The sequence below is a fragment of the Streptomyces sp. NPDC088116 genome, from assembly GCF_044741745.1.
Taxonomy (GTDB): domain Bacteria; phylum Actinomycetota; class Actinomycetes; order Streptomycetales; family Streptomycetaceae; genus Streptomyces.
This window is the reverse complement of the sequence record NZ_JBIUTF010000004.1, coordinates 119,293-139,741: the sequence shown is the minus strand read 5'-3', so window position 1 is coordinate 139,741 and position 20,449 is coordinate 119,293. Positions and strand designations below refer to the sequence as shown.

The following is a 20,449-nucleotide window of genomic DNA, read 5'->3' as shown; positions in this document are numbered from 1 at the left end:
CACGCGAGGGGCGCACGTTGCGCGGTGGCGGGGGCGCGGGGCAGCGCCACGCCGCTCCCTGCGCCCCCACGCTCCCCACGGCCCGCCCCCGGTCCGCGACGAGCGACCGGACCGGAAACCCGCCGACTCCTCAGGCTCCCTGCGTACTCATCAGGCTCGGCGCCGCCCTGTCCAGCACCGATCCCACCCGCTCCCATGTCTCCATGTCCCGCTCCACCGGGGGGAGTTCGGTCCCGCCACCGGTCTTCCAGGATGTCGCGATCGCCACCGGGTCCTCGCCGGTCGCGGCCCCCGCCGCCAGGGCCGCCGCGCCGAGCGCCACCAGTTCGCCGCTGTCCGGGATGATCAGCTGGCGGCCGGAGAGCCGTCGTACCGTATCGACCCACATCCGGCCCTGCGCGCCGCCGCCGACCAGCCGCAGCGGGCGGCTGGTGACCTCCGGGTCGGCGGGGTCGAGGCCGCAGGCGCGCAGCACCTCGTCCAGCGCGCGCAGCACGGTCACGGCCGCGCCCTCGTAGGCGGCGCCCAGCAGTTGGCGCGGTGTGGTGTCGTGGCGCAGCCCGGTCAGCAGGCCCGACGCGGCCGGCAGGTCGGGGGTGCGCTCGCCGTCGAGATACGGCAGCAGCACGGCTTCGCCGCCGGGCACGGCGTCCTCCCGGTCCAGCCGGAACAGCTCGGCCACCTTGTCCACGGCGAGGGTGCAGTTGAGGGTGCAGGCCAGCGGCAGATACGTACCGTCCGCCGCGGCGAATCCCGCGAGCGCGGGGGAGCCGGGGCGGGTGCGGGTGGCGGCGAACACCGTGCCCGACGTCCCGAGGCTGAGCACCGGGTGGTCCAGCAGTCCGGCGCCTCCGAAACCGAGGCCGACGGCCGCGCTCATGTTGTCGCCGGTACCGGCGGCGACGGCGATGCCCGCGGGCAGACCCAGCTCCGCCGCGGCTCCCGCGGTGAGCGAGCCGACGCGGGTGGCGCCGGTCGTGGCGACGGCGGGCAGCAGATCCGCGTCGAGGCCGAGCAGGGCGAGCAGTTCGGGGTCGTACTCACCGGTGGCCGTCGAATACCAGCAGGTGCCCGAGGCGTCCCCGGGGTCGGTGGCCGCGGTGCCCGCGAGGCGTTCGGTGAGGAAGTCGTGGGGGAGCCTGATGGCGGCCGTGGCCTCGGCGACGGCCGGGTCGTTCTCCCGCAGCCACTGCCACTTCGAGGCCGTCATCGAGGCGACCGGTACGGAGCCGGTCTTCGCGGTCCAGGCGTCGGGGCCGCCGAGCGTCTCCGTGAGGACGGTGGCCTGCGGAGCCGAACGGGTGTCGTTCCAGAGCAGTGCCGGGCGCAGCGGCCGTCCCGCGCGGTCCAGCACCACCAGGCCGTGCTGCTGGCCGGCGACCGCGATCCCGGCCACGGCAGAGGGGTCGACGCCGGACTCCTTGAGCCCGGCTGCGACGGCGTCCCGCAGGGCGTGCCACCAGACCTCCGGATCCGTCTCGCGCGCGCCGCCTTCGCCGGTCACCCGGTGGGGTGCGCGGCCCACGGCGAGCAGCCGGCCGGTGGCGGCATCCGTGAAGGCGGCCTTCGTGGACTGGGTGGAGCTGTCCACGCCGATGACGACCGGGCTCCGCGACATGGGCGTACCTCTTCCTGACTGGCTGCGCCGACTTCACCGGCCGCGCTGAGCGCGCCAGGCGCACCAGCCGCACCGGGTCCACCGGTGTGAAGAGCATTTTTGGATGTGCCAGAAACAAATTACGCGAAGGTGTGCCCGACGGGAACGGGGGTGGCGGTCCATCCACCACCCGTCCTTGGGCGGACGCATGCGGGTGTACTCGGGGGTTTTCCGTGCCCGTGCCCCCGTGCATTATTAGTCATGTCAGGAAACAAAAAGGTCGGCGCATGCCGGACCTGAGGTATCGAAGGTGGCCAGCGAATGACGGAACGCTTCACTCCCACCCCCGCGGACAAGTTCAGCTTCGGCCTCTGGACGGTGGGCTGGCAGGGCAGGGACCCGTTCGGGGACGCGACCCGCCCGGCCCTGGACCCCGTCGAGACCGTCCAGCGCCTCGGCGAGCTGGGCGCGTACGGCGTGACCTTCCACGACGACGACCTCATCCCGTTCGGCTCGTCCGACACGGAGCGCGAGTCGCACGTCAAGCGGTTCCGGCAGGCGCTGGACGCGACCGGGGTCGTGGCCTCGATGGTCACCACCAACCTCTTCACCCACCCCGTCTTCAAGGACGGCGCCTTCACCGCGAACGACCGCGACGTCCGCCGCTTCGCGCTGCGCAAGACCCTCCGCAACATCGATCTCGCGGCCGAGTTGGGCGCCAGGACCTTTGTGGCCTGGGGCGGCCGGGAGGGCGCCGAGTCCGGTGGTGCCAAGGACGTACGGGTCGCTCTCGACCGGATGAAGGAAGCCTTCGACCTGTTCGGCGAGTACGTCACGGAACAGGGCTACGACCTCAGGTTCGCCATCGAGCCCAAGCCGAACGAGCCGCGCGGTGACATCCTGCTGCCGACCGTCGGCCACGCCCTGGCGTTCATCGACCGCCTGGAGCGCTCCGAGCTGTTCGGGGTCAACCCGGAGGTCGGCCACGAGCAGATGGCCGGGCTGAACTTCCCGCACTCCATCGCCCAGGCCCTGTGGTCGGGCAAGCTCTACCACATCGACCTCAATGGCCAGAGCGGCATCAAGTACGACCAGGACCTGCGCTTCGGCGCCGGTGATCTGCGCGCCGCCTTCTGGCTGGTGGACCTGCTGGAGACCGCGGGCTGGGACGGCACCCGGCACTTCGACTTCAAGCCGCCGCGCACGGAGGACTTCGACGGCGTGTGGGCCTCCGCCGCCGGGTGCATGCGCAACTACCTGATCCTCAAGGAGCGCGCCGCCTCCTTCCGCGCCGACCCGCTGGTCCAGGAGGCGCTGCGGGCCTCACGGGTGGACGAACTGGCCCAGCCGACCGCCCCCGACGGGGTGGCCGGGCTGCTGGCCGACCGCAGCGCGTTCGAGGAGTTCGACCCCGAGGCGGCCGGCGCCCGGGGCATGGCGTTCGAGCACCTCGACCAGCTGGCCATGGACCACTTGCTGGGAGCGCGCTGACCGTAGGCGCGCGGCACCTTTCGGCACATGGGCCTGCCGGCCTCCGGGCAGGCAGGCCTACGGCTTCGTCGGCCGACGCGGTACGTACGCCACCGGATCGGCCAGTACCGCCCGTACGACCAGCCCCGCCGCGCCGCGTGCCGCGTCTCCCGCCGAGGAGGACGCGCGTAGGAGCCCGCCGTCACGTGGCCACAGTCCCGACACCACGCGAGCGCTCAGCTCCCGGTCGGCCGCCGGTGACAGCCACGGCATCAACTCCCGGTAGATCCCGCCCAGTACGACGGCTTCCGGATCGAAGAGATTCACCGCTCCCGACACCACCCGGCCCAGCATCCGCCCGGCCTGTCCGATGGCGGCCAGGGCCCGCGCGTCGCCGGCGTGCGCCCGGCGCTCCAGCTCGGCGACGCCGGACGCTCCCGAGTTCTCCGCGATCCCGGCACCGCGCAGCAGTGCCGACTGACCGGCGTACTGCTCCAGACAGCCCCGGGAGCCGCAGCGGCACAGCGGCCCCGTCGCGTCGGCGACCACATGGCCGATCTCCCCGGCGAACCCGTGGGCACCGCGCAGCAGTTCGCCGTCCAGCACCAGCGCGCCGCCGACCCCGATCTCACCGGTCAGATAGAGGAACGTACGGATCGGGCCGAGAGAGCCGAACCACAGCTCGGCCAGCGCCGCCAGGTTGGCCTCGTTCTCCGAACTCACCGGCAGGGCGGGCTCGGTGGGCCGCAACCCGGCGAGCGCCCGCGCGAACAGCTCTTCGGCCGCAACGTGGTTCCAGCCGAGATTCGGTGCCTGCCGGACCCTGCCGTCCGACACCAGCCCCGGCAGGGCCAGTCGCACCCCGACGGGCAGCAACTCCAGATCGGCGGCCGACTCCAGCGTGCGCGCGGCGATCTCGGCGGCACGGGCCAGGACCTCACCGGGCGGGGCGCCCCGGTTGTCGATGTGCTCGGTCAGCCGGACCCGGTCGGTGCCGGACAGATCGACCACACACACCGATACGTAGTCGATATTGATCTCGACGCCGATGCCGGCGGGTCCCGAGCGCGTCACTTTCAGTACGGTGCCGGGCCGCCCGGCGTGCCCACTGAACGTCTTGCCGTACTCGGAGAGGAATCCGCTCTCCAGCAACTGTTCGACCAGCGACGACACGGCCGCCCGAGTCAGGCCCACGCGCGCCGCCACACCCGCTCGGGTGGCCTCGCCCTCGTCCCGCACGGCTCTCAGCACCAGGCTCAGATTGTGCCGGCGTACGGACTCTTTGTCGGCTTTGGGACCGAGGGATGTGTCGTTGGTGTTCATCTCACCGATGAGCCTATGTGATCGGCATCCCGCGGTGGAGGCGCTGTTTCAAGAGGGTCACCGAACCGCATCCGGGCCGGAACACTCCCACCCCCGGGCGACCTGCTGCCACGACCGGATCCTTCTGTAACCATCGCACCGCCACGTACCTCGTACCTCGATGGGAGACCACATGCCCCGCACCACCGCGCGAACCGCTCATCTGCGCGTGGCCGGAGTGAGCTTCGTCGTCGAGCTCTCCGATCCGCTGCCCCGAGTCCTGCACCGGGGTGAGGACCTCGGGGAACTGACGGACGAGGACATCGCCGCGCCGGTCCTCACGGCCGACGGCGCCGTGCTCAACAACTCCCTCGACACACCACGGCAGTTCACGGTCTGGCCCACCGAGGCCGACGGCCGGTCCGGCACCCCGGCCCATCAGGGGCACCGGGGCGGCGCCGCCACCACACCCCGGCCGCGGCTGGCCGGGGTGAAGGAGACCTCCGACGAACTGGTCCTGTTCCTCGCGGACTTGGTCAGCGATCTCGACATCCACCTCACCTGCCGGCTGGAACCGTCCGGGGTGCTCACCGCGCGTACGGTCGTCGTGCGGCCAGGGGGCCTCGCGGGGCCAGGACCCCACCCCGTACGACCTCACCGGAGTGACCACACTGCTGCCACTGCCGGGAAGGGCCGGCGAGATCCTCGACTTCACCGGCAAGTGGTGCCGCGAGAGGGCCCCGCAGCGAAGCCCGCTCGCCTTCGGCGGCCATGTACGGGAGGTACGGCGCGGCCGTCCCGGCCAGGACTCGCCGCACCTGCTCACCGTCGGCGTCCCCGGCTTCGGATTCCGTACCGGCGAGGTGTGGGGCCTGCACGTGGCATGGAGCGGCAACCAGCGCTGGCTCGCCGAGAGGCTCCCCGGGCGCGGGGGTGCACGCCGCCGCGATCGGCGGCGGCGAACTGCTCGCGCCCGGCGAGATCCGGCTCGCGCCCGGGGACTCGTATTCCGCGCCCGTCTGCCACTTCGTCTGGGCCGACGAGGGACTGGACGGGCTCGCCGACCGGTTCCACACGCTGCTCAGGTCACGGTCCACACACCCGGCGAGCCCCCGGCCGCTGACCCTGAACACCTGGGAGGCCGTCTACTTCGACCACCGGCTCGACCGGCTGCTGGAACTCACCGAACGGGCCGCCGCCACCGGCGTGGAACGTCTCGTCCTGGACGACGGCTGGTTCTCCGGCCGCCGCGACGACACCGCCGGTCTCGGGGACTGGACCGTCGACGAGACGGTGGCCGGAGGGCCTCGGCCCGCTCGCCGACCGGGTGCACGGCCACGGCATGCAGTTCGGACTGTGGGTCGAGCCCGAGATGGTCAACCTCGACTCCCGGCTCGCCAGGAACCACCCCGAGTGGATCCTCGGCCCCTCCGCCGGTCTCGGCCCGTGGGTACGCCTCCCAGGAGCCGTACTCACAGGGGCGGGCATCCCGATGCCGGCACTGAACCCGGGCCAGGCGCTCCTGCTGGAGGCGGTACGCGAGGAGTGAGCGGGAGGGGGCGCAGGAGGTGCGTGTCCGGCCGCCGAAGCGTGATGCGTGGGAGCACACGGCCCGCAGGCGAGGGACCGGCGGGAGGGGGCCGGGGGTGCAGGAGGTGCGTGTCCGGACACTAAAGCGTGATTTGTGGCGCACACAGACCCGCACCCGAAATTCAGACCCGCAGAGCGCCGTAAATCATGCCGTCCGGACATGCACCTCCGGAGGCCCCGGCCCCCGCACCACCCACAAGCCGTACTCGCCCCCCCCGCGCCCCCGCCGGACGGCGACCGTCACACCCGCCGCCGAGCCCCCACAGCCCCCGGCTCACCAGGCGCGCCCTCCGTCCAGGCCGGCGCCGTCCCCGTCAGCTGGCAGACCATCAGGTAGAACGGGATCGGCGGCGTGTACGGTGTTGGCGCCTCGGGCCAGTGGATCAGCCGGGGGTGCGTCGCGGGCACCGTTGTCCCGGCGATGTAGCGGACCGGGGAGGGCCACGTCAGGTCCAGGTTCGAGCCCGCGGGGACGATCCACCACCACATGTCCGCGTCCGCGAAGACGCAGCCCGTCCTGGGCAGCCGCGCCATGAGCCGGAAGCCGTGCTGTGCCGGGACGCCCACCGCGTCGCAGCCCAGCGTGGCCGGCAGCGTCGGGGGCAGCGGCAGTTGAACCCGGCGGGGCGAACGCGCGGAGCCCGGAGTGGGAGAGCCGGAGGCGTAGGCAGAGCCTGACGGTTCGTCACGCAGTGTGCGCGTGAGGCGATGCAGCGCGGTCCTCAGCACGGCGGCTCCGTCCGGACCGCCGTGGCCCGCGCGGCTCGTGCCAGTTCGGCCCAGACGACCCGCCCCGGCCCGTACCCCGACGTGCCGTGCGTTCCCCAGCTGCCGCACAGCGCGTCGACGAGGAACAGCCCCCGCCCGCCCTCGCCTTCACTCTCGCCGACGGCGACATGGTGCAACTGCGGTCCCGTGGGGCCGTATCCCTGGTCCTCCACCGCGATGCGCAAGTGCCCCTCGCCATCTCGCACTTCGCAGATGACATGGTCACCGGCGGTGTGCACGATCGCGTTCGTCACCAGTTCGGAGACGATGAGCACGGCGGTCTCGCGGGTTTCTTCCTCTATGTCCCAACGGTTGAGCCGATCGAGCGTCAGCTGCCGTGCGCGGGCGACGGATTCCGCATGCGCGGGCAGTTGAAACCCGTAGCGGCGGACAACGTTGCCAGGGCACAGGGCGGTGAGCTGAGGGGTGAGCGCGTTACCAGGTGCCACGACCGATTCCTAACGGTGGGGGAGCGGTGGCCGAGCGTGATGCTCTCCCATGGCAGAGCTCGACTATCCGCGTGAACTGGTTCACTCACTCACTCTCCACCCGCCGGGGACACTTGGCAAGTAGCACTCTGAAAATTACAGAGTGCCGTGTTCTTCGTCGTGGAGTCATGGCAGACTGCTGCCAACCGTGCGTGGGGAGGTCCCGAAGTGAGTGAACCGCGGTCCGCCCCGACCGTGGGTCAGGTCGTACTCGGCAGACGTCTACAGGATGTGCGTGAGCGTTCCGGCTGGAAGCGTGAGGAAGCCGCCAAGGTTCTGCGCGTGACCTCCGCGACCGTGCGCCGGATGGAGACGGCCGAGGTCGCTCTCAAGATTCCCTATGTACAGGTGCTGTTGAGGGCCTACGGGATTCCCGAGGACGAGGCCGACGCCTTCGTCGAGCTCGCCGAGGAGGCCAACAAGCCCGGTTGGTGGCAGCGATTTCACGACATCCTGCCGGACTGGTTCAGTATGTACGTCAGTCTGGAGGGCGCGGCCGCGTTGCTGCGGACGTACGAACCGCACTTCGTGCCGGGACTGCTCCAGACCGAGGAGTACGCCCGCGCGGTGATGCGCGCCGGGGCCGTGGGGCAGGCCCAGCCGGAGGGTATCGAACGCCATGTGGCGCTCCGTATGGAACGTCAGTCGCTCCTCACGCGTGAGGGTGCGCCAAAATTCTGGGTGATCATGGACGAGACCGTCCTGCGTCGCCCGGTGGGGGACCGTCCGGAGGTCATGCGGGATCAGGTCGACCGGCTCATCGAAGCCTCCGATCTGTCCAATGTGACCTTGCAGATCGCGGAGTTCTCGAGCGGGCACCATCCCGGTACCTACGGGCCGTTCGTGATCTTCCGCTTTGCCGTACCAGAGCTGCCGGACATGGTCTACAGCGAGTACCTGACGGGCGCCGTCTATCTCGACGCGCGTCCCGAAGTGGCCACTCACCTGGAGGTCATGGACCGGATGGCGGCTCAGGCCGCAACTGCACAACGCACGAAGGAGATCCTCAAGGATGTCCGCAAGGAGCTGTGAATGGATCCGATATACAACGGCATGCCCGCCGCTGACCTCGGTGCCGAAGGCTGGCGCAAGCCGTGGAGCGGTGGCAATGGCGGCAACTGCATCGAGGCCCTGAAGCTGGCCGACGGCAGAGTCGCCGTGCGCCAGTCAGCCGACCCTGAAGGCCCCGCACTGATCTACACCCACGGCGAGATCGCCGCCTTCATCCAGGGGGCCAAGTCAGGGCAGGCGGACTTCCTCCTCACCTGATCGGACATCAGGTCGGATCCGGCCCTGACCAGGCCGGGTCCGCCACACGCAGCTCTACCACCCGTTACACCCGGTCGCATCCCAACTGCACAGCGCATGATCCCGAACGCATCCCCCGTGCCACTGAATTCGCCGGCTCACCGAACCTGAGACTCATGGAGCACACATGACCGGGCCTGACCCCATCGACACCAGCAAGCCGCATCCGGCGCGGGTGTACGACTGGTTCCTCGGAGGCAAGGACAACTATCCGGTGGACGAGGAGATGGCGCGGCAGCTCCTCATACTGGATGCCAGGGGGCCCGACATGGCCAAGGTCAACCGGGCGTTCATGCACCGGGCCGTCCGCTGGCTCGGCACCACCGGCGGGGTGCGCCAGTACCTGGACATCGGTACGGGCATCCCGACGGAACCCAATCTTCACCAACTGGCCCAGGAAGCGGCCCCGGAATCCAGGGTCGTCTACACGGACAACGACCCGATCGTCCTGAGGCATGCCGAGGCGCTGCTGCGCAGCACCCCGGAGGGCGTCACGGCCTATGTGCAGGCCGATGTGCGCGAGCCGGAGGCCATCATCGAGGCGGCGGGCAAGGTGCTCGACCTCGACCGGCCGGTCGCGCTCTCGCTCCTCGCGCTGCTGCACTTCGTCTCGGACGAGGACGGCGCCTACGAGCTGGTGCGCCGCCTGCTCGACCCGCTGCCGTCGGGGAGCTACCTGGTCCTCTCCCACGCCACGGGGGACTTCGACCGGCGCAGCGCCGACTCGGCCCGGGAGATGTACGAGCAGCGGGGTCTCACCCTCGCCATCCGCTCGCGGGAACAGTTCGCCAAGTTCTTCAAGGGGCTCGAACTGGTCGAGCCCGGTGTCTCGTTGGCCGCCGACTGGCGCCCGGATCTGGGCGAGGTCGTGCCGGTCCCGGGCGACGAGCCCGTCCCGGGATACGTGGGCGTGGCCCGCAAGATCTAAGCCCCCCATTGCCGGTCGGTCCAACACGGGGGCGCGGCGTCGCAGCTCTTTCAGGTGTGCTGCGGCGCCGCGCGTACCTCTCTCGCGAGGCGGTCAGGGCGGTGAGGCTTGTCAGGCACCCACCCGGCGCTTGTTCCACACGTCGAAGCCCACCGCTGCCAGGAGCACCAGCCCCTTGATGACCTGCTGGTAGTCCGTGCCGATGCCCACCAGCGACATGCCGTTGTTGAGCACGCCCAGGACGAGTCCGCCGATGATCGCGCCGAACACCGTGCCGACACCGCCGCTCATGGAGGCGCCGCCGATGAACGCGGCCGCGATGGCCTCCAGTTCGAAGTTGATACCGGCCTGCGGTACGCCCGCGTTGAGCCGCGCCGCGTAGACGACCCCGGCCAGCGCCGCGAGCACGCCCATGTTGACGAAGACCAGGAAGGTGACGCGCTTGTCCTTGACGCCGGACAGCTTCGCCGCCGCCTGGTTGCCGCCGAGCGCGTACACATGGCGGCCGACGACCGCGTTGCGCATGACATAGCCGAAGCCGATGAGCAGCACCGCGAGGAGCAGCAGTACGACCGGTACCCCGCGGTAGCTGGCCAGTGTCATGGTGAAGGCGAGCACGGCGGCGGCCAGCGCCACGCACTTGGCGACGAAGAGATTGAGGGGGAGGACCTCCAGGTCGTACGCCTGCTGCCGGCGTCGGTCGCGGAACTCCTGGAGCAGCGCGAAGGCCAGCAGCGCGAGACCCAGCAGCAGGGTCAGGTTGTGGTAGTTGGTGGTCGGTCCGACCTCGGGCAGATAGCCGGTCGAGATCTTCTGGAAGCCCTCCGGGAACGGGCCGAGCGAGCGCGAGCCCAGGAGGATCTGCGTACCGCCGCGGAAGAGGAGCATCCCGGCGAGTGTGACGATGAACGACGGAATGCCGAGGTACGCGATCCAGAAGCCCTGCCAGGCCCCGGCGGCGGCGCCGATGAGCAGCGCCAGGACCAGGGCGAGGACCCATGGGATGTCGTGCTCGACCATCATCACCGCGCAGGCGGCGGAGACGAACGCGGCCAGTGAGCCGACCGAGAGGTCGATATGGCCCGCGATGATGACGATCATCATGCCGATGGCGAGGACCAGGATGTAGCTGTTCTGGAGGACCAGGTTGGTGACGTTGTTCGGCTTGAGGAGCACACCGTCGGTCCAGATCTCGAACAGGACGACGATCAGGCCGAGCGCGATGAGCATGCCGTACTGCCGCATGTTGCGGCGCGCGGCCTCCAGCAGCAGCTCCTTCGTCGTCATGCGTCCGGACGTGGGTGGCGGAGCGTCCTTCGGTGTGTCGCCCTTCGGCGTGTCGGTGGTGACCGGACCCATGTCGACTACCTCGTGTTCTTGGTCATGTGGCGCATCAGGACTTCCTGGGTCGCATCGGCCCGGGGGATCTCACCGGTGAGCCGGCCGGCCGCCATCGTGTAGATGCGGTCGCACATGCCGAGCAGTTCGGGGAGTTCGGAGGAGATGAAGACAACGGCCTTGCCCTGCGCGGCGAGTTGATCGATGACGGTGTAGATCTCGTACTTGGCGCCGACGTCGATACCGCGGGTGGGCTCGTCGAGGATCAGCACTTCGGGACCGGTGAAGATCCATTTGCTGAGGACGACCTTCTGCTGGTTGCCGCCCGACAGCCGGCCGACCTGTTCGAAGACGGTCGGTGCCTTGATGTTCATGCTCTTGCGGTACGACTCGGCGACCCGGGTCTCCTCGTGCTCGTCCACCACACCGCGCCGGGACACCTTGGACAGGGCGCCCAGCGTGATGTTCCTGCCGATGGTGTCGATGAGGTTGAGCCCGTACTGCTTGCGGTCCTCGGTGACATACGCGATGCCGTGGGCGACGGCCTCCGGCACCGTTTTCGTACGGATCTCCCGGCCGTCCTTGAAGACCGTCCCGCTGATGTTGCGACCGTACGAGCGGCCGAAGAGGCTCATCGCCAGTTCCGTGCGGCCCGCGCCCATCAGGCCGGCGATGCCGACGATCTCGCCCCTGCGGACATGGACCGAGACGCCGTCCACGACCTTGCGCTGCTGGTCGATGGGGTGGTGCACGGTCCAGTCGCGCACTTCGAGCGCGGGCCGTGCTTCCGGGTCGCCCGGGTACGGGGTGCGTTCGGGGAAGCGGTGGTCAAGGTCGCGGCCGACCATACCCCGGATGATCCGCTCCTCGGTGGTCGACCCGGCACGCACATCGAGGGTCTCGATGGTCCGGCCGTCGCGGAGGATCGTGACGGAGTCGGCGACCTCGGAGATCTCGTTCAGCTTGTGCGAGATGATGATCGAGGTGATGCCCTGGGACTTCAACTCGCCTATGAGGCGCAGCAGCTGGGCGCTGTCGGCATCGTTGAGCGCGGCCGTCGGCTCGTCCAGGATCAGCAGCTTCACCTCCTTGGCGAGCGCCTTCGCGATCTCCACGAGCTGCTGCTTGCCGACACCGATGTCGGCGACACGGGTCTGCGGATGCTCGTTCAGCCCCACCCGCTTGAGCAGCCGGGCGGCGTGCCTGAGCGTGTCGTTCCAGTTGATGACGCCCCGGGACGCGTGCTCGTTGCCCAGGAAGATGTTCTCTGCGATCGACAAGTAGGGGACCAGGGCCAGTTCCTGATGGATGATCACAATGCCCTGTGACTCACTGGCCCTGATGTCCCGGAAGGCGCAGGGGGAGCCCTCGAAGAGGATCTCCCCCTCGTAACTCCCGTGCGGATGAACCCCGCTGAGCACCTTCATCAGCGTGGACTTGCCCGCTCCGTTCTCCCCGCAAATGGCATGCACCTCCCCCGGGGCCACCGTCAGGCTGACGTCGGAGAGAGCCTTGACCCCCGGGAAGGTCTTCACGATGGAGCGCATCTCCAGGACAGGGGCGGTCACGTCAGGTCACTCGCCTTGATGTAGCCCGAGTCGACCAGTTCCTTCTGGTAGTTGGTCTTGTCGACGCTGACCGGGTTCAGCAGGTACGCCGACACGACCTTGGTCCCGTTGTTGTACGACTTCTCGTCGTTGACCTCGGCCTTCTTGTCGTTCAGCACGGCGTCCGCCATCTGCACGGCCTGCTTCGCCAGCGCCCTGGTGTCCTTGTAGACGGTCATCGTCTGGTTGCCCGCGATGATCGACTTGATCGAGGCGACCTCGGCATCCTGGCCGGTGACCAGCGGATACGGCTTGGAGGGCGTCCCGTAGCCGTCGGACTTGAGCGCGGAGAGGATGCCGATGGATATCCCGTCGTACGGGGAGAGCACCGCGTCCACGTCCTGCGAGCCGTACGACTTGGTCAGCAGGTCGTCCATCCGCCGCTGGGCCGTGCCGCCGTCCCAGCGCAGCGTGGTGACCTGGTCCAGCTTGGTCTGGCCGCTCCTGACGACGAGCTGCTTCTTGTCGATGTACGGCTTGAGGGTCTTGAACGCGCCGTCGAAGAAGTAGCCGGTGTTGTTGTCGTCCGGGGAGCCGGCGAACAACTCGATGGTGAACGGGCCCTTCTTGCCGCTGTTCAGACCTAGCTTGTCGACGAGGTACGAGGCCTGGAGGACACCGACCTTCTCGTTGTCGAACGACGCGTAGTAGTCGACGTTCTTGGTGCCCAGGATCAGCCGGTCGTACGAGATCACCTTGATGTTCTGGTCGGCGGCCTGCTGGAGGACATCACTGAGCGCCCGGCCGTCGATGGCCGCGATGACCAGCACGTCCACGCCCTTGGTGATCATGTTCTCGATCTGGGCGACCTGTTGGGCAACGTTGTCTTCGCCGTACTGGAGGTTGGTCTTGTAGCCCAGCTTCTCGAACTGGCTGACCATGTTCTTGCCGTCGGCGATCCAGCGCTCCGACGACTTGGTCGGCATCGCGATGCCGACGGTGGATCCCTTGCCGCCCTTCTTCTCCTCCTTGCCGCCGCCGTCACTGCTCTGCCCGCAGGCGGCCAGGGAAAGGGCGAGGGTCACGGCGGTGACAGCCAGTGCGGCTCTGCGCGTGCGCATGGTGCATCAGTCCTTGTCGTCGGTGACGTCGTCGGTGACGTCGGTGAGGGAGAAGCGGCTGAGAGGACCCGGCAGCCGGGAGCCGAGCGGCGACATTCCGCCGTCGGCGCCGTGCCGGATGAGCAGATCGAGGACGAGGCGTCCGCGCCGGACCCGTTCGCGGGCGCTGCTGAGCGCCGTCTCGCGCAGCTGGGCGCCGTACGGATAGATCCCCGGGGACTTCGACAGGCCGAACTTGAGGTAGAGCGGGGAGCCGCGCCGGATCAGCTCGGCGGCCTCGTACATCCGGACATAGCCGCCGAGGTCGTCGGGCGCCTCGATGTAGAGGTCCATGGGGGCACGGCTGGTCCGCCGGATCTCGGTGAACTGGGCGAGCGTCAGATCCGAGGGGATGTTGACCGAGTCGGCCCCCAGATGCTCGAACACCGAGTACGACGCGGGGTTGACCGGGCCGATCAGCGCCGAGACCTTGAACGTGGTGTCGGCTGGCAGTACGCCCCGGGCGCGCAGCCGGTGCAGTGTCCACAGCACGCCCTCGTCGGCGACGAGCAGGCACTTCACACCGAGTTCCGTGGCGCGCACGGCGTCCTCGACGCAGCCGGCCAGGGCGCTGTGACCGCGCGCCCGCAGGCCCGCGCCCCCGGAGTCCGTACGGGTCGAGGCGCCGGTGTCCCAGGTGCCGCGCGGTCCGGTGAACAGGCACAGCTCGATGTCGCGGGCCGCGCAGGCGTCGACCATCTCGGTGATGTCGGCGTCGGAGAGCATCCACACACCGCTGCCCTGGCTGATGCGGTGGACCGGTACGTCGAGGCGGGAGGTCTCCTTGAGGACCTCGGCGAGGCACTCGGGCCCTTCGACGGAGGGGATCTCGGTGCGCCAGCGGCCCCCGTCGGGGAAGGCGTGGGGAGAGGCGTCGGCGGGGTGGTCGGCGGGCGCGGCCAGGCCGAGCGTGGCGAGCGCCTGCTCGCCGGGGCGGCGGGGGACGGGTGCTGATGCGTCGGTCACGGACGAGTCCTTCGGTTCGGTCGAGCGCGCCGGTCATGCGCGCCGGTCGTGTGCGGGGCACAGCGGGTATGCGAGTGCTTGTACGGCGTATGCGGTGCGGGCGGGCGCTCAGGGGCGCAGCAGCACCTTTCCGGTGCCCGGATCACCTCCGCCGACCAGCGCCACGGCCTCCTCGTACCGCTCCAGCGGGAATTCGTGGGTGACCAGCGGCCCCGGGTCCAGCAGGCCAGTGGTGAACGCCCGTACGGCGAAGGCCCAGGCGGCGGACGGCGCGCCGAAGACACTGCGTACCGTCAGCTGGTTCACCGACAGATGCGCCGGGTCGATACCGCTCGCGCCGGGTGCGAACATCCCGGTGAGCGTCACCCGGCCGCCGCGCCGCGCCAGCAGACAGGACGAGGCGGCCGTGGTCGGTGCCCCGGCCGTCTCCACGACCAGGTCGTACCGCCCGTGGGCTTCCTTCGCCTCCTCCGGTGCCAGAGCCCCGGTCGCCCCGGACTCCCGTGCCTTGCGGCCCCGTTCGGACCTCGGATCGATCACGGTCAGCTCGCCGGGGGAGGAGGCGGCGAGCAGCTGTACGGCGAGCAGCCCCAGCGTTCCGGCGCCCACCACCGCGATCCGCTCACCCGGCTCCGGATGCGAGGACCGTACGGCGGCGGCCACCACGGCGGCCGGCTCCAGCAGGGCGGCGGCCCGCAGGTCGGCGTCGTCGGCGAGTGGGTGCAACAGCCGGGCGGGGACGACGACATGGTCGGCGAACGCACCGGGACAGGTGAAGCCCGTCTCCTCGTACCCGGCTGTGCACAGCGACGTCTCGCCGCTGCGGCACCGGTCGCACACTCCGCAGGCGCGGAACCCCTCGGCGACCGTCCGGCGGCCGATCAGCCCGCCGTCGACGCCCGCGCCCACCGCCTCGACGGTGCCCGACCACTCGTGCCCCGGAGTGACCGGGTAGCGGACATAGTCCGGGTCGCGCCGGCCGTCGTACAGTTCGCGGTCGCTCATGCAAATGCCGGCAGCGGCGACCCGCACCAGCACCTCGCCAGGGCCCGGCACCGGCTCGGCCCCGCTCACCAGCCGGTGGACGCCCGGCCGTTCGACGACGACGGCGCGGCTGGTCATCGGGGCGCCTTCGGCGCGCGCTTCTCCCAGCCCTCGGCCCACAGGTCGAACCGCGCCTGCTGCTGCGGGAATTCGGCCGCGGCCTCCGCGTTGAACTCGACACCGAGCCCCGGCGCGTGCGACACCTCGAAGCAGCCCGTCTCGGGGTCGACCCGCGGAGCCCCGGTGACCACCTTCTTGATGTCGGCGTCCGCGAAGTCGTTGAAGTGTTCGAGAATCTTGAAGTTGGGTGTACAGGCGGCCACTTGGAGACTCGCGGCGGTCAGCACGGATCCGCCGACATTGTGCGGCGCGATCAGCGTGTAGTGCGTCTCGGCCGTCGCGGCCAGCTTCCGGGTCTCCAGAATGCCCCCGATGTGCCCCACATCCGGCTGGATGATGTCGGCTGCCCCCGACTCGAACAGCTCACGGAACTCGATCCGGTCGTGGATGCGTTCGCCGGTCGCGATCGGCAGCTCCACCTTGTCGGCGACCTTGCTCAGCGCCTTGAGGTTCTCCGGCGGCACCGGCTCCTCCAGCCACGCCGGGGCGTACGGGGCCATCTCGCGCGCCAGCCGTACGGCGGTCGACGGGCTGAACCGGCCGTGCATCTCCAGCATCAGCTCGGCCTCGGGCCCGATCGCGTCCCGTACCGCCTCGATCAGCGCCACCGCGTCATTGCTCGCGGCCCGGTCCAGCTCGAAGTGCCCGGTCCCGAACGGGTCGATCTTCAGGGCCCGGTAGCCGCGCGCGACCACCGCTTCGGCTGCCTTGTGGTAGGCGTCCGGGGTACGCTCGGTGGTGTACCAGCCGTTGGCGTACGCCTTCACCTTGTCCGTGACCTTGCCACCGAGCAACTGCCACACCGGAACGCCCAGCGCCTTGCCCTTGATGTCCCAACAGGCCATCTCCACGACGGCGATGCCCGACATCACGATCTCGCCGGCCCGCCCGTAGTCGCCGTACTTCATCCGTCGTACGAGGTCCTCGACCGCGAACGGATCGGAGCCCTGGATGTGGTTGGCCTCGGCTTCGCGCAGATAGCCGATCAGCGCATCGGTCCTGCCGAGCATGCGGGTCTCACCGACACCGGTGAGTCCGTCGTCGGTGTGGACCAGGACGTAGGTGAGGTTACGCCAGGGCGTACCGACCACGTGTGTGCTGATTCCCGTTATGCGCACGGCACTTGCCCCTCGCTGTTCGAAATTTCGTCACACGTTCGAAATCGTGGCGTGACGGTATTCAGGCAGTCCAGGGGGTGTCAATGGGTTGCGCGGCGGTTAGCCTGTGTTCGTCATTCCGGCCGCTGGCCGAAGTACCGAACGAAGAGGTGGGGGTGGTCGGCCATGGGACGGCTGGTCCCCGCGGTGACGCGGGCCCTGGACATACTCGAACTGTTCCTGGAGGGCGACGGCACGCTCTCCGCACCCGATGTCATCCGCAAACTGCAACTGCCGCGCACCACCGTGCACGAACTGCTCACCACACTCGCGGCCCGCTCGTATCTGGCGCCCGTTCCCGCCCAGCCCGGCCGCTACCGGCTCGGCGTTCGGGCCTACCAGCTCGGCAGCCGGTACGCGGAACAGCTCGACCTCGCGGCCGAGGGCCGGCAGGTCGCCCGTGAGGTCGCCCAGACCTGCGACGAGACCGTCCATGTCGCCATCCTGGAGGGCACGGACGTCATCTACATCGCGAAAGTGGACTCCACCCACGCGGTCCGCATGGTCTCCGCCGCCGGGCGCCGACTGCCCGCCCACTGCACCTCGGTCGGCAAGATGCTGCTCGCCTCGCTGCCCCAGACCGAGCTTGAAGTACGCATCGCCGAACATGAGTTCATCGCGATGACCCCCGCCAGCCTGACCGACCCGGAGGCGCTGCGGGCGGAGCTCGCGGGGATCAGGGAGCGCGGAATCGCCGTCGAGCACCGGGAGTCCAACCCCGATGTGAGCTGTGTGGCCGCGCCGGTGCGGGACAGCGCGGGCCGGGTCGTCGCGGCGATGTCCATCTCCGTGCCGATGATCCGCTGGAGCGACGAGCGCGAGGAGGAACTGGCGCAGCTGGCCGTCAAGGGTGCCGGCGCGCTGTCCGTACGTCTCGGACACCGGGGGCAGCCGTAGCGCGGGCGTGAGCGGCGAGGTCGCCGCGGGCCGGACCGGAGCACGTGCGGCGCGCGGGCAGAATGGGGGCATGTCCCGACGCCCCACCTCGCGCGCGGCCCGGTCCGCCGTGACCGCCGCCTCCCCCTGCCCCTGCGGTCTGCCGGCCACGTACGGCGACTGCTGCGGGCGGTTCCACACCGGCCCCGCCACCGCGCCCACCCCCGAGCTGCTGATGCGTTCCCGCTACAGCGCCTTCGTCGTCGGTGACACCCGGTATCTGCTCACGACCTGGGCCCCCGCCACCCGCCCGCCGGACATGGACCTCGACCCCGCGATGCGGTGGACCGGCCTGGAGATCCTGGACACCACGGACGGCAGCGCGTTCCACACCACCGGAACCGTCACCTTCCGTGCCCGCTTCACCCGTCAGGGCAGCCCGGGAACCCTCCACGAGCGCAGTCGCTTCGCGCGCCACGAGGGCGCCTGGGTCTATGTGGACGGCACCTTCGAGGAGTAGGACGGCACCTTCGAGGGGCCAGGGGGGCGTCCTCAGGATCCGGGCGGCTCCGCCCGGTGCCCCGGCGCCGCCAGCACCTCCGCCAGGTCGTACCGCACCGGCTCCTCCAACTGCTCGTACGTACAGCTCGCGGGCGTACGGTCCGGACGCCAGCGGCGGAACTGCGCGGTGTGCCGGAACCGGTCACCCTCCATATGGTCGTACCCGACCTCGCACACCAGATCCGGCCGCAGCGGAAGCCACGACAGGTCCTTCGTACCGGACCAGCGGCTCGGCGCGCCCGGCAGCCGGGCGGTCTCGTGGGCAGCCTCGTCCGTCCAGGCGGCCCAGGGATGGCCCTCGGCCGACTCCATGAGCAGCGGCGCCAGTTCGCCGACCAGCTCGGAGCGGCGCTTCATCGAGAACGCGGCGCAGACCCCGACGTGCTGAAGGACGCCCTGAGCGTCGTACAGGCCGAGGAGCAGCGATCCCACCACCGGACCGCTCTTGTGAATGCGGTAGCCGGCGACGACCACGTCCGCCGTCCGCTCGTGCTTGATCTTGTACATCGACCGGGTGTCCGGCCGGTACGGCAGATCGAGGGGCTTGGCGACCACGCCGTCGAGCCCGGCCCCCTCGTACTGCTCGAACCACTCCCGGGCCAGCTCGATATCGGTGGTGGCGGGCGCGAGATGCACCGGCGGCCCGGCTCCGGCGAACGCGGCTTCCAGCGCCTCCCTGCGCCGCGCCTGCGGGACCGCGAGCAGTGAGCTGTCGCCGAGGGCCAGCAGATCGAAGGCCACGAAGCTCGCCGGGGTCTGTTCGGCGAGCATGTCCACCCGGGACTTCGCCGGATGGATACGTTCGGTGAGCCGGTCGAAGTCCAGCCGGTCCTCATGGACGATCACGATCTCGCCGTCCACCACACAGCGCTCGGGCAACTCGGTGCGCAGGGCTGTGACCAGCTCGGGAAAGTAGCGGGAGAGCGACTTCCCGGTCCTGCTGCCGATCATCACCTCGTCGCCGTCACGGTGGACGATCGCCCGGAAGCCGTCCCATTTGGCCTCGTACAGCATTCCGGGCGGGATACGCGCCACGGACTTGGCGAGCATGGGCCTCACGGGCGGCATCACGGGCAGATCCATGCCCCGATTGTGCTCGGGAACCGCTCCCTCCGCCCGATATGGGCCGCCGCATACGCACCGCCCGGCCGCCCGATATGCGCCTCCCGGCCACCCCGCCTACCGTGACCCACATGGGTGCAGCGGTGGAGCTGGAGGCGGACGGCAGGCCCGTACGGCTGTCCAGCCCGGACAAGGTCTACTTTCCCGAGCGCGGCTTCACCAAGCTCGACGTCGCGCGGTACTACCTGGCCGTGGCGCCGGGGATCACCCGCGCCCTGCGCGACCGGCCGACCACCCTGGAACGCTTCCCCGAGGGCGTCGAGGGCGAGTCCTTCTTCCAGAAGCGGGCGCCCAGGAACCTGCCCGACTGGATCCCCACGGCCCGGATCGAATTCCCCAGCGGACGCTCGGCCGACGAGATCTGTCCGACGGAGGTGGCCGCCGTCATCTGGGCGGCGAACCTCGGCTGCCTCACCTTCCACCCCTGGCCGGTACGCAGGGACCGCACCGACCACCCCGACGAGCTGCGCATCGACCTGGACCCGCAGCCGGGCACGGACTTCGGGGACGCGGTCGCCGCCGCCCACGAACTGCACGCCTTCCTGGACGAACAGGGGCTGCACGGCTGGCCCAAGACATCCGGCGGCCGTGGCCTCCATGTCTTCGTACCGATCGAACCGCGCTGGACGTTCACCGAGGTGCGCCGGTGCGCCATCATCATCGGGCACGAGCTGGAACGGCGGATGCCGGGCCGGGTGACCACGGCCTGGTGGAAGGAGGAGCGCGGTGAGCGGATCTTCGTCGACTACAACCAGACCGCCCGCGACCGCACCATCGCCTCCGCCTACTCCGTACGCCCCAAGCCGCACGCGCCGGTCTCCGCGCCACTGCGCTGGGCGGAGCTGGACGATGTCGCGCCACGCGACTTCGATCTGGCGACCATGCCGGTGCGCTACGCCGAACTGGGCGACGTCCACGCGGGGATGGGGGAGCGGCTGGACAGTCTGGAGGGACTGCTGGAGCTGGCCGACCGGTACGAACGCGACCACGGGCTGGGCGACAAGCCGTATCCGCCGGACTATCCCAAGATGCCGGGGGAGCCGAAACGGGTCCAGCCGAGCCGGGCGCGACACCAGGAGCCATAGGGCGTGTTGGTGCCCCCTCTCC

Annotated in this window: 18 protein-coding genes and 2 pseudogenes; 9 read left to right on the top strand and 11 right to left on the bottom strand. The window is 69.9% G+C overall.

Annotated elements, in window-relative coordinates; genetic code table 11:
• Positions 1-130: 130 nt before the first annotated feature.
• On the bottom strand, positions 131-1,618 hold the full coding sequence (gene xylB / locus ACIOJD_RS17605) for a xylulokinase (protein ID WP_401914180.1): 1,488 nt from the start codon (positions 1,616-1,618) through the stop codon (positions 131-133).
• A 300-nt stretch (positions 1,619-1,918) separates the two neighbouring features.
• On the opposite strand from xylB, the gene xylA reads away from it, so the two are divergent.
• Entirely contained in the window at positions 1,919-3,088 is a 1,170-nt protein-coding gene (gene xylA / locus ACIOJD_RS17600; RefSeq protein WP_401914177.1) for a xylose isomerase, read from the top strand.
• 57 nt (positions 3,089-3,145) lie between these two features.
• On the opposite strand, the gene ACIOJD_RS17595 is transcribed toward xylA, so the two are convergent.
• Positions 3,146-4,390 (bottom strand): ROK family protein, encoded by a 1,245-nt coding sequence (locus tag ACIOJD_RS17595; RefSeq protein ID WP_401914174.1) that lies wholly within the window; start codon positions 4,388-4,390, stop codon positions 3,146-3,148.
• 641 nt (positions 4,391-5,031) lie between these two features.
• Between ACIOJD_RS17595 and ACIOJD_RS17590 the strand changes: the two are divergent.
• Positions 5,032-5,229: pseudogene (locus tag ACIOJD_RS17590) on the top strand (glycoside hydrolase family 36 N-terminal domain-containing protein); the annotation flags it as partial.
• Positions 5,141-5,918: pseudogene (locus ACIOJD_RS17585) on the top strand (alpha-galactosidase). The pseudogenes ACIOJD_RS17590 and ACIOJD_RS17585, both read left to right, overlap by 89 nt.
• 281 nt (positions 5,919-6,199) lie before the next feature.
• Here the strand turns inward: ACIOJD_RS17585 and ACIOJD_RS17580 are convergent.
• Positions 6,200-6,688, bottom strand: coding sequence for a hypothetical protein (locus ACIOJD_RS17580; protein ID WP_401914172.1), 489 nt, complete (start codon positions 6,686-6,688; stop codon positions 6,200-6,202).
• Positions 6,682-7,176: an ATP-binding protein gene (locus ACIOJD_RS17575; RefSeq protein WP_401914169.1), complete on the bottom strand. Its 495-nt coding sequence runs from the start codon at positions 7,174-7,176 to the stop codon at positions 6,682-6,684. Before ACIOJD_RS17575 ends, ACIOJD_RS17580 begins: the two co-directional genes overlap by 7 nt.
• Positions 7,177-7,383: 207 nt before the next feature.
• Between ACIOJD_RS17575 and ACIOJD_RS17570 the strand changes: the two genes are divergently transcribed.
• The 3 genes from ACIOJD_RS17570 (at position 7,384) to ACIOJD_RS17560 (ending at position 9,451) form a co-directional block, all read left to right on the top strand.
• Positions 7,384-8,247: a helix-turn-helix domain-containing protein gene (locus tag ACIOJD_RS17570; RefSeq protein WP_401914167.1), complete on the top strand. Its 864-nt coding sequence runs from the start codon at positions 7,384-7,386 to the stop codon at positions 8,245-8,247.
• Positions 8,248-8,484, top strand: a complete 237-nt coding sequence (locus ACIOJD_RS17565; protein WP_401878841.1) for a DUF397 domain-containing protein — start codon at positions 8,248-8,250, stop codon at positions 8,482-8,484.
• Between the two features lie 166 nt (positions 8,485-8,650).
• Complete coding sequence (locus ACIOJD_RS17560; RefSeq protein WP_401914166.1) at positions 8,651-9,451, top strand: SAM-dependent methyltransferase; 801 nt, start codon at positions 8,651-8,653, stop codon at positions 9,449-9,451.
• A 111-nt stretch (positions 9,452-9,562) separates the two neighbouring features.
• Here ACIOJD_RS17560 and mmsB read toward each other — a convergent pair whose 3' ends face one another.
• The 6 genes from mmsB to ACIOJD_RS17530 all read right to left on the bottom strand — a co-directional run bounded on the left by mmsB (position 9,563) and on the right by ACIOJD_RS17530 (position 16,744).
• A complete protein-coding gene (mmsB, locus tag ACIOJD_RS17555) occupies positions 9,563-10,810 on the bottom strand; it encodes a multiple monosaccharide ABC transporter permease (RefSeq protein ID WP_401914164.1) in 1,248 nt (415 codons plus the stop codon).
• Positions 10,811-10,815: 5 nt separating this feature from the next.
• Positions 10,816-12,357 (bottom strand): multiple monosaccharide ABC transporter ATP-binding protein, encoded by a 1,542-nt coding sequence (mmsA, locus tag ACIOJD_RS17550; RefSeq protein ID WP_401914161.1) that lies wholly within the window; start codon positions 12,355-12,357, stop codon positions 10,816-10,818.
• Complete coding sequence (gene chvE / locus ACIOJD_RS17545; RefSeq protein WP_401914158.1) at positions 12,354-13,457, bottom strand: multiple monosaccharide ABC transporter substrate-binding protein; 1,104 nt, start codon at positions 13,455-13,457, stop codon at positions 12,354-12,356. Before chvE ends, mmsA begins: the two co-directional genes overlap by 4 nt.
• A gap of 6 nt (positions 13,458-13,463) precedes the next feature.
• Positions 13,464-14,462, bottom strand: a complete 999-nt coding sequence (locus ACIOJD_RS17540) for a hypothetical protein (protein WP_401914155.1) — start codon at positions 14,460-14,462, stop codon at positions 13,464-13,466.
• A 108-nt stretch (positions 14,463-14,570) separates the two neighbouring features.
• Positions 14,571-15,584, bottom strand: coding sequence for a zinc-binding dehydrogenase (locus tag ACIOJD_RS17535; protein WP_401914154.1), 1,014 nt, complete (start codon positions 15,582-15,584; stop codon positions 14,571-14,573).
• Complete coding sequence (locus ACIOJD_RS17530; RefSeq protein WP_401914152.1) at positions 15,581-16,744, bottom strand: mandelate racemase/muconate lactonizing enzyme family protein; 1,164 nt, start codon at positions 16,742-16,744, stop codon at positions 15,581-15,583. Before ACIOJD_RS17530 ends, ACIOJD_RS17535 begins: the two co-directional genes overlap by 4 nt.
• 165 nt (positions 16,745-16,909) lie before the next feature.
• On the opposite strand from ACIOJD_RS17530, the gene ACIOJD_RS17525 reads away from it, so the two are divergent.
• Both ACIOJD_RS17525 and ACIOJD_RS17520 read left to right on the top strand, forming a co-directional pair.
• Positions 16,910-17,680 carry an IclR family transcriptional regulator gene (locus ACIOJD_RS17525; protein WP_401914149.1) on the top strand — a complete coding sequence of 257 codons (771 nt, stop codon included), beginning with the start codon at positions 16,910-16,912 and terminating at the stop codon, positions 17,678-17,680.
• Between the two features lie 70 nt (positions 17,681-17,750).
• On the top strand, positions 17,751-18,179 hold the full coding sequence (locus ACIOJD_RS17520) for a YchJ family protein (RefSeq protein WP_401914146.1): 429 nt from the start codon (positions 17,751-17,753) through the stop codon (positions 18,177-18,179).
• 32 nt (positions 18,180-18,211) lie between these two features.
• Here the strand turns inward: ACIOJD_RS17520 and ACIOJD_RS17515 are convergent, their stop codons facing one another.
• Positions 18,212-19,303, bottom strand: coding sequence for an ATP-dependent DNA ligase (locus ACIOJD_RS17515; protein ID WP_401914144.1), 1,092 nt, complete (start codon positions 19,301-19,303; stop codon positions 18,212-18,214).
• Positions 19,304-19,413: 110 nt separating this feature from the next.
• On the opposite strand from ACIOJD_RS17515, the gene ligD reads away from it, so the two are divergent.
• Entirely contained in the window at positions 19,414-20,427 is a 1,014-nt protein-coding gene (gene ligD / locus ACIOJD_RS17510; protein WP_401914141.1) for a non-homologous end-joining DNA ligase, read from the top strand.
• The last annotated feature ends 22 nt before the right edge of the window (positions 20,428-20,449 follow it).

Excerpts from the sequence above, each read along its gene's own strand:
- xylB (WP_401914180.1), bottom strand. The coding sequence starts at position 1,618 with ATGTCGCGGAGCCCGGTCGTCATCGGCGTGGACAGCTCCACCCAGTCC.
- xylA (WP_401914177.1), top strand. The coding sequence starts at position 1,919 with ATGACGGAACGCTTCACTCCCACCCCCGCGGACAAGTTCAGCTTCGGC.
- ACIOJD_RS17595 (WP_401914174.1), bottom strand. The coding sequence starts at position 4,390 with ATGAACACCAACGACACATCCCTCGGTCCCAAAGCCGACAAAGAGTCC.
- ACIOJD_RS17565 (WP_401878841.1), top strand. The coding sequence starts at position 8,248 with ATGGATCCGATATACAACGGCATGCCCGCCGCTGACCTCGGTGCCGAA.
- ACIOJD_RS17560 (WP_401914166.1), top strand. The coding sequence starts at position 8,651 with ATGACCGGGCCTGACCCCATCGACACCAGCAAGCCGCATCCGGCGCGG.
- mmsB (WP_401914164.1), bottom strand. The coding sequence starts at position 10,810 with ATGGGTCCGGTCACCACCGACACGCCGAAGGGCGACACACCGAAGGAC.
- chvE (WP_401914158.1), bottom strand. The coding sequence starts at position 13,457 with ATGCGCACGCGCAGAGCCGCACTGGCTGTCACCGCCGTGACCCTCGCC.
- ACIOJD_RS17535 (WP_401914154.1), bottom strand. The coding sequence starts at position 15,584 with ATGACCAGCCGCGCCGTCGTCGTCGAACGGCCGGGCGTCCACCGGCTG.
- ACIOJD_RS17525 (WP_401914149.1), top strand. The coding sequence starts at position 16,910 with ATGGGACGGCTGGTCCCCGCGGTGACGCGGGCCCTGGACATACTCGAA.
- ACIOJD_RS17520 (WP_401914146.1), top strand. The coding sequence starts at position 17,751 with ATGTCCCGACGCCCCACCTCGCGCGCGGCCCGGTCCGCCGTGACCGCC.
- ACIOJD_RS17515 (WP_401914144.1), bottom strand. The coding sequence starts at position 19,303 with ATGGATCTGCCCGTGATGCCGCCCGTGAGGCCCATGCTCGCCAAGTCC.
- ligD (WP_401914141.1), top strand. The coding sequence starts at position 19,414 with ATGGGTGCAGCGGTGGAGCTGGAGGCGGACGGCAGGCCCGTACGGCTG.